Genomic DNA, 8,005 nt, shown 5'->3' with positions numbered 1-8,005 from the left:
CGGCAAGGCGCGGTTTCGTCCGGATACCGGTGTCGTATCCGGACGAAACCGCAACGCCGCCGGTCGTCGTCCGGGCCCGCCGCAGGCCGGCCAGTCCTTATGAAACAGGCCCTAAGCCGTCGACGGTGCCGTGCGGTCAGCCGATGGCCATGTCGACGAAGCGGGACAGGTGCAGCTGGGCCGCGACGGTCACCGTGTCGGTGGGGCCATTCCGATGCTTGGCAACAATAAAATCCGCCTCCCCGGCCCGCGGCGACTCCTTGTCGTAGTAGTCGTCGCGGTGCAGCAGGATGACAACGTCGGCATCTTGCTCGATCGAGTTGTGGGTGGCGATGCCGTTGGCGATGAAGTTGTGCTTCCCGAGCACAGTCGCGTCGAACACTTCCTGCTCACCGAGCGACTCGATGGACACTATCGAGTCCCAGAAGATGTCGTTCGTCGCGTGCAGGTCGAGGTCGGCCGCGTCGAGGACGGTGGCGATCGCCGCCAGTCGGGAACGGCTGGGCGCGCGCTTCCAGAGGGCGCTGCCACAGAACTGGGTGCCGATGGCGGCGGCGAACTCACGGTGGGTCATCCCCTGCTCGACCAAGATCTCCTTCACCCTGGTCCACACCTCGCGCGGCACGGTGTCAACGTTGGTGTTGCTCTCCGTCGACTCCAGAGCAGCAAGCAGAGCGGCGCAGCCCTCCGAGCGCTCCCCATGGACGCCAATCTCGCGCAGGAACCTCAACTGGTCGTCCCGACCGGAGATGTCGAGCGTGTACTGAGGGCGGTGTCCCACGACTGGTACGACCCGCAGCCGGGCTGTAATGCCGTACCTGAGGAGCAGTCGAGAGATGTCTTCGAGCATTCGTCGGCTCGTGGACGCGAAATAGACGCGCCCTCCGCGGCCGGTGTTACTGACGGTCACCGAACCGTCCGTAGCCCAGAGGTGCCGCAGGAAGCTGGTGATCTGCTCCTTCGGCAGGCTGAAAACGCCAGCAGGGATGAATTTCTCGTGTGACCTCAGACCGAAGAGGCCCAGCTCGTCCAACCAAGCCGCGATCGGGTTGCGCCGACCGCGAGCCAGGCGGTACGGCGCCGGCAGGCGGAGGGTTGTGACCCTCGCGGCCGCGTAGTCGTCGCGGACGGCGGAAATCCCGAAGTGCTTCGCTGCTTCCGTCACGGCCTGCAGGTTCAGCTCATCACGACTTGCGTACCGGATGGGTTGGCGGCGCACGAACGAGCCGTCGCCCAACAGGTGAGCCAGCATGACCACCTCGGCATCGACCCACGGGCGGGTGACCATTGGAGGCGGTAGGTGTCGCGGCGTGGCGATGCGATCTCCGGGCGACAGCTCACCGAGCGGCACCCACCCGGTGAACGCGAGGAAGGGGTGGTTCGCTGTGGCATCGATCTGCTTGCCCGATGCGAGGGTCAGCCGGAACACCTCGCGGGTGCCGCTGGGGAAGACGTGGGTCATGGTGCGGGGCGTATAGCGAAGGCTCTCGTCCAACGCCCAGACCGGGATTTCTTTAGCGTTGCTTGACAACAACTCACCGAGCGTGATCTCGGTGTTGTCATCCGCTCGAACCACCCGGGTCTCCGCCGTGAGGCAGCCCGATTCCCGCAAGTCGGACAATTGGGGTCGCTTGTCGGTGCGCTGCTCGGGACCACGGTTCAGCTGACTGACCGCGATGACAGGGCACTCGACCTCCTTGGCCAGCAGCTTCAAGCCACGGGACAGGTCGGCGACCTCCTGCTGGCGACTCTCGGTGCGCTTCGGCGAGGTCATCAGCTGGAGATAGTCGACCACGATCATCTTGAGGTCGTGCCGCTGCTTGAGCCGCCGGGCCTTGGCCCGGATCTCCATCAGGTTCATGCTCGGCGTGTCGTCGACGAAGAGCGGCGCCTCGCTGATCTCGCCCATGCAGCGGGCCAGCTTGGTCCAGTCGTCGTCGGAGAGTTGGCCGCTGCGCAGCACGTGCAGCGGCACCCGCGCCTCGGCGGAGAGCAGCCGCATGACGATCTCGACCTTGCTCATTTCCAGCGAGAAGATGGCCGCAGCCTGGTTGGCGCGAATAGCTGCATTTCGGGCAAAATCCATGCTGGCGGTGCTGTTGTGCGTAGGGATCATCGCCCGGCTGGCCAGGTACAGGTGCTCGTCGTTATCGACAGTCACGCACCGGACCGGAACACTCGGGACCGGCCGGACGTCGACGATGAACCGCGAGGTCGTTCGAACATCGGAGGTGGTGCGGCGACGTTCGGCGTGCGCATCCTGCTTCCGCTTGAGCCGGAAGACGACATCCGGGGTGGAGAAGTTCAAGGTATATGCCGTTGACGACTCGGGGGTACGGCCGCGCACCGGCTTTGCGTTGACCGTGCAGCGGTAGCCGAGGCTGACGATCAGTTCGCGTACGTCATCAGCCAACTGCTTGGAGGTCGACGTGTACTGGAGGTTACCGGCGGGGGCCACGGTCCCATCGGTGTCCATCAGGCCGGCGAGCAACGCTCTGCGCTGAGCCTCGGAGGCCCGCAGGTATGTGACCGGGATGTGTTTGTTGGCAGCCACCCCGACCTGACGCAACAACCCGAGGAACGAGCCGTTCCGGTGACGGCAGTCAGCACACTTCCTGGTCGCCGGGTTCTCTCGCAACGCCCTGGTGGAAACGCCACAGTCCGCGCAGACACCGTTGCCCGGAGCAGCGGACGCGGGCCGCAGCAGGATGGTGTAGACCATTGGCCCGCTGGGCCGCACGACGAAGCCGTCCGCCTCGACGTGCGTGACCATCTCTGGATCTGCCGTGGTGAAGCGGCTGGCGTCGCTGTGCCCGTCACCGAGCCAGGCTCCCAACGTGTAGGGCGGGATCAGCAGTTCCCGATCCGGAAGTTGGATGGGAGCGCAGTTCCGTACGGCATGGTTGAGCCGCCGCGGGGTGGTGTCGGTACGCAGCGTGGCTGCGATTTGAGCGGTGGTGACGACGCCGTCGTGGTCGGCCCGGCTACCGGCCTTGACCTCCCGCTCGGCTCGTTGAAGAAGCGTGCTCAGAAGCGGACCGGCTGGGTAGCCCGGCGCAGTCCAGTTCTGTGGCTTGCCGCTGCGGACGATGGGACGGCTGATCCGGCCGACCGACCCCACCTCGCGGGCGACGGTGTGCAGGACATGCCGAAACTCCGGCCCAACCTGCTCAAGCGTGTCGAAGAGCGTGATCGGCTGGTTCCCCAGGAGGCTCAGCCGCTCGTGTACCGCACGGACATTGGCCAGCGACGATTCGGGCCAGTACCGCCTCTGCCGCGCCGGTTCCTGCCGCCGGCTCGCCCGGGTGGTCGTCTTCCACAGATGCTCCGCGTCCGCCACGATCACGGTGCCGTCCGAGAACTCGACCTCGTAGCAGGGGCGATCGTGCATCACGTCGAAAGCGTGCGTGACAGTGGTCGGGGAGCCGTCGGCAGCCAGTAGTTGGTCGCCTGCCTTGACCTCGCCCATCGTGGTCCAGCCGTCCGGGGTCGGCAGTGGGGTGTCGAGCGCGAGCGCCTTTCCCAGACCAGGTCGACCCGCCACGATAATCAACTGCCCAGCGTGCAGACCGTTGAGCAGCCGGTCCAGGTCGCTGAAGCCGGTGGGCACGCCGGTCATCACACCGCCCTGCGCGCCCACCGCCTCGATCTCGTCAAGCGTCGGCTGCAACATGTCGGCCAGGACCGCGAAGTCCTCACTGACCCGGCGTTCGGTGACGTCGTAGACGGCCTGCTGAGCGAGGTCGACGACGTCGTCCACGTCGCGGCTGCCGCCGCTGGCGGTGCCGTAGCCCAGCTGCACGATCTTGGTGCCGGCCTCGACCAGTCGACGCAGCACCGCCCGCTCACTGACGATGCGGGCGTAGTACGCGGCGTTCGCGGCGGTGGGCACGCTGGCGATGAGCGTGTGCAGGTACGGCGCGCCGCCGATGCGTACGAGATCCCCCGAGTCGGCCAGCGCCGCCGCGACCGTGATCGAGTCGGCCGGCTCACCGCGCCCGTAGATCTCGAGGATGATGTCGAAGATGGTGGCGTGCACCGGCCGGTAGAAGTCGTTGGTCTTGAGGATCTCGACGACGTCGGCGATGGCGTCCTTGGAGAGCAGCATGCCGCCGAGGACGCACTGCTCGGCGGCGACGTCCTGGGGCGGGGTCTTGTCGAACTGGCCATCCCGCTGCGAAGGTGGCTGGCCTCCGCCGGAGCGTGGCTCTGCCCGCATGTCGTCGGTGACCGACACGGGTCCCCCCTCCACTGCGCCGGATCCAACCCCAGCTCTACCGCTGGGGTACGACACTTCTCGTCCGACCGGGCCGGTCGATCGGGGGCCATCGCCGGCGGTCGAGGGCCAACCATACGGACCCCGAGGTCAGAGACTCAACAACGCCGGTGGACGAGCCTCGGGACAACCTGTGGATCCCGGTGGACAGCATGTGCGCAGCGTGTGCACAGCCTGTGGAAAACCATTGGGGAATTCTCGGCCATAGCTCGCTGACCTGCGGGGACATGCTCCCCAGCCTGTGGAGGAGAATATTTCGGTCGGGCCTGTGACACGATCGTCCCGTACTATCTCCAGCGAACGGCTACACCTGGACAGCGGATTCCGCTTTCGGTTCAGAAGGGTCACACTCCGGCCGTGAATTACCGGGACTGGGGACGCGGCGATGGCAGCCCGCGCGAGCGCCAGCCAACCGCCTCGTGGCGTGAGCCCGCGGCGTCTGTTCCGGTTGATCCGTACGACGAGGACGGGCGCTACCGCACCTCCAGCCGGCGCCGTGCGTTGGACCGCGGCCAGGACGAGCCTGTCGACGCCTACCTGCCCCGGTGGGCGCTGGAGTCAGGGGTCCGGCACGCGGACGGCGGCGGTCGTCACGCGGCACCGGACGAGGACGATGACGAGCTCGACCCGCCGCCCTCCGGTGCGGGCCGGCGGTCCGCCGAGTCGGCGACTTCGCAGTGGCGGGGCGGCGACACGCGTCGGCGGGAGCAGCCGGCGATCGGCCCCGCGCCAGACTCGGACCACACCCGGGAGTGGACGCTCGACCGACCGCAGGATCAGGGGTACGCCGGCCGTCGACGGGCCGACGCCGGTGGGGACGAGCCGGTCTCCGGTGCGGTCTCGGACCGTCGTCCCCGCCGCGCGCCCGCCGGCCGTCCGCAGGTGATCTGGTCGGGCGGGGATGTCGAGTCCGCCCCGACCGAGCAGGTGCCGGACGAGGCGCCGAGCCGCCGACCCAGCCGGCGTAGCCGTCGTGCGGCGGAGGAGTCCTGGACCCGTCCGGCGGCCGACCCGTGGGTGCGCGGATCGGACCGGGTGGCGGAGCCTGAACCGTCGTACCCCCCGGCGGTGGACCCGTGGGACGCCTCGGGCGTGCACGCGTGGCCGCCTGCGGCGGGAGCGGACGGCGGGGACCTGAGCGGGCAGTGGTCGGCGGTGGAGAGCGTCGGTGGTTGGGAGCGGTCGGACCGCACCGGCCAGTGGGAGCGGTCCGCGATCGAGGATGACCAGTGGGACCGTACGCTGCCGCCGCGCTCGGATCGTTCGGTGGCGGCCGAGGGTTGGCCGAGCCGTGAGGACGGTTTCTGGTCTGGCACCCGGCTGGCCGACGACGACCCGCGGTGGATAGATCCTCCGACGTCTGCGCCACGGTCTCCGGTGGTGGGTTACACCGCTCCTCGACCGCGCAGCTCGCCTGCACCACGGGCCGGTGTGCCGGGCGCGGGTGCGCCCCGGCGTCGGGCGGACCGGCCGGCGGTGGGCTCGGCGTCGGTGCGCCAGCGCGTCGAGTCGGCGGCCACTGGTGCCTGGGCGCGGCGTCTGGAGGACGACCTGCTGGACCCGGACCCGGGCGGGTCGGTCCGGCCCCTGTTGTACACGGCGGCCTGTTACCTGGTGCCGGCGATGCTGATCTTCGTCTGGTTGTTGACGTTGGACAGCCAGGCACCGGCGGGTTGTGTGACAGACATCAGCGGGGGCGGGTGTGACTCGGCGCGGTCCCGCGCGTTGGAGTCACTGCTCGCCGGTTCGCCGCGCTTCGGGTTGGCGCTGGTGAGCAGTCTGGTGGTGGCGGCGCTGCTGCGTCGGGTCGGTACGACGTGGCGGTCGGCGACCATCGCGGTTGCCGCCGCGGTGGTGGGCGGCGGCCTTTCCACGGTGCTGATCAGCGCGGTGACGGGCCAGCCCATCGGGTGACCCGTCGGCCGGGCTGCGGGCCGGGCCGCGCTGGCGGTGTGCGGACCGGGGCCGCGCGGGCCATCCGGGTCCGGGCAGCGTCGGATCGGATGACGTACGCACGAGGGCCCGCACCGATTACTCGGTGCGGGCCCTCGTGGTGGTGTTGCGGACGTCAGCCCTGAACGACGTTCAGGTTGAACGACGCGGTCACCTCGGGGTGCAGCTTGATCTTCACCGGGTAGGTGCCGGTCGACTTGATGTGACCGGGCACCTCCAGCCGACGCCGGTCGAGGACCGGGCCGCTGGCCGCCTTGACGGCGTCGACGATCTCGGCCGGGGTGACCGAGCCGAAGAGCCGCCCGCCGTCGCCGGCGCGGACCTTCAGGTTGACCTTGAGACCCTCGAGCTGAGCCTTGACCTCGTTGGCGTGGTCGAGGTCGCGGATCTCGCGGGCCGAACGGGCCCGCTTGATGACCGTGACCTGCTTTTCCGCGCCCTTGGTCCAGGCGATCGCGAAGCCCTGCGGCAGCAGGTAGTTACGGCCGTAGCCGTTCTTGACCTCGACGATGTCGCCCGGGGCACCGAGGCCGGACACTTCCTGAGTCAGGATGATCTTCATATCGGTGCCTCCTCTCAGCGGGTGGTGGCCGTGTACGGCAGGAGCGCCATCTCACGGGCGTTCTTGACCGCGCGGGCGATCTGCCGCTGCTGCTGCGAGGTAACGCCGGTCACCCGTCGAGCGCGGATCTTGCCGCGGTCGGAGATGAACTTCCGCAGCAGCGCGGTGTCCTTGTAATCGATATAGGTGATCCCGTCCTTGTCGAGCGGGTTCACCTTCTTCTTCGGCTTGCGAAGTGCCGCAGCCTTGGCCATTGCACGTGCTCCTGGTTTGCGATCGCGGGCGCTCGGCGCCATTAGAACGGTGGCTCCTCGTCAAAATTGGCGCCCGAACCGGCACGCGCGGGAGAGGGAGCGGCCGAAGCCCAGGGGTCGTCGAAGTTGCCTCCGCCGCCACCCTGGTTGCCACCACCACCGCCACCGAAGCCGCCGCCACCGCCGCCGGAGCGGGACATCTTCTGCACCTTCGCCGTGGCGTAGCGCAGCGACGGGCCGATCTCGTCGACCTCGAGCTCGATGACGGTGCGCTTCTCACCCTCGCGGGTCTCGTACGACCGCTGACGCAGCCGGCCCGACACGATCACCCGAGCGCCACGCTGCAGCGACTCGGCGACGTGCTCGGCGGCCTGCCGCCACACGGTGCAAGCGAGGAACAGCGGCTCGCCGTCCTTCCACTCGTTCGACGCCTTGTCCATGAAACGGGGCGTCGAAGCGACTCGGAACTTGGCGACCGCAGCCCCGGAGGGGGTGAACCGCAACTCGGGGTCATCGGTCAGATTGCCGATGACCGTGATGGTGGTGTCTCCTGCCATGACCATCTCCTCGCGCACTCAGCGTCTCGTCGTACAGGCTCCCAGAGCCCTACGACAGAGTCGCGGAGGCTGATCCGGACGAACCGGGGGTTTGAAGGCTTAGCGCATTTCCGGTCGGAGGACCTTGGTGCGCAGCACGGACTCGTTGAGTCGCAGCTGACGGTCCAGCTCGGCGACCGCAGCAGGCGTGGCCTGCAGGTCGACGACGGCGTAGATGCCCTCTGCCTTTTTGTTGATCTCGTACGCGAGGCGCCGGCGGCCCCACACGTCGGTCTTCTCAACCGAGCCACCCGCGGTCCGAATCACGTTCAGGTACGTGTCGAGCGACGGGGCGACGGTGCGTTCCTCGAGGCTGGGGTCGAGGATCACCATGATCTCGTAATGACGCAAGACGTGCTCACCT

General features: G+C 68.2%; 6 protein-coding genes. 1 reads left to right on the top strand and 5 read right to left on the bottom strand.

Going from position 1 to position 8,005, the window contains the following annotated elements; all coding sequences use genetic code 11:
* Positions 1 to 136: 136 nt before the first annotated feature.
* Positions 137 to 4,108 (bottom strand): replicative DNA helicase, encoded by a 3,972-nt coding sequence (locus AB0C03_RS16200; RefSeq protein WP_435823373.1) that lies wholly within the window; start codon positions 4,106 to 4,108, stop codon positions 137 to 139.
* 525 nt (positions 4,109 to 4,633) lie between these two features.
* On the opposite strand from AB0C03_RS16200, the gene AB0C03_RS16195 reads away from it, so the two are divergent.
* Positions 4,634 to 6,190 (top strand): hypothetical protein, encoded by a 1,557-nt coding sequence (locus tag AB0C03_RS16195; RefSeq protein WP_357637393.1) that lies wholly within the window; start codon positions 4,634 to 4,636, stop codon positions 6,188 to 6,190.
* Positions 6,191 to 6,344: 154 nt separating this feature from the next.
* Here the strand turns inward: AB0C03_RS16195 and rplI are convergent, their stop codons facing one another.
* The 4 genes from rplI to rpsF form a co-directional block, all read right to left on the bottom strand.
* Positions 6,345 to 6,791, bottom strand: coding sequence for a 50S ribosomal protein L9 (rplI, locus tag AB0C03_RS16190; RefSeq protein WP_030331806.1), 447 nt, complete (start codon positions 6,789 to 6,791; stop codon positions 6,345 to 6,347).
* A gap of 14 nt (positions 6,792 to 6,805) precedes the next feature.
* Positions 6,806 to 7,045 carry a 30S ribosomal protein S18 gene (rpsR, locus tag AB0C03_RS16185; protein ID WP_013289355.1) on the bottom strand — a complete coding sequence of 80 codons (240 nt, stop codon included), beginning with the start codon at positions 7,043 to 7,045 and terminating at the stop codon, positions 6,806 to 6,808.
* Between the two features lie 41 nt (positions 7,046 to 7,086).
* Entirely contained in the window at positions 7,087 to 7,620 is a 534-nt protein-coding gene (locus AB0C03_RS16180; protein ID WP_030331808.1) for a single-stranded DNA-binding protein, read from the bottom strand.
* Between the two features lie 81 nt (positions 7,621 to 7,701).
* Positions 7,702 to 7,992, bottom strand: a complete 291-nt coding sequence (gene rpsF, locus AB0C03_RS16175; RefSeq protein ID WP_036411437.1) for a 30S ribosomal protein S6 — start codon at positions 7,990 to 7,992, stop codon at positions 7,702 to 7,704.
* Between the last annotated feature and the right edge of the window lie 13 nt (positions 7,993 to 8,005).

The sequence above is a fragment of the Micromonospora parva genome, assembly GCF_040649675.1.
Taxonomy (GTDB): domain Bacteria; phylum Actinomycetota; class Actinomycetes; order Mycobacteriales; family Micromonosporaceae; genus Micromonospora; species Micromonospora parva.
This window is presented reverse-complemented; position numbering and strand designations above follow the sequence as displayed.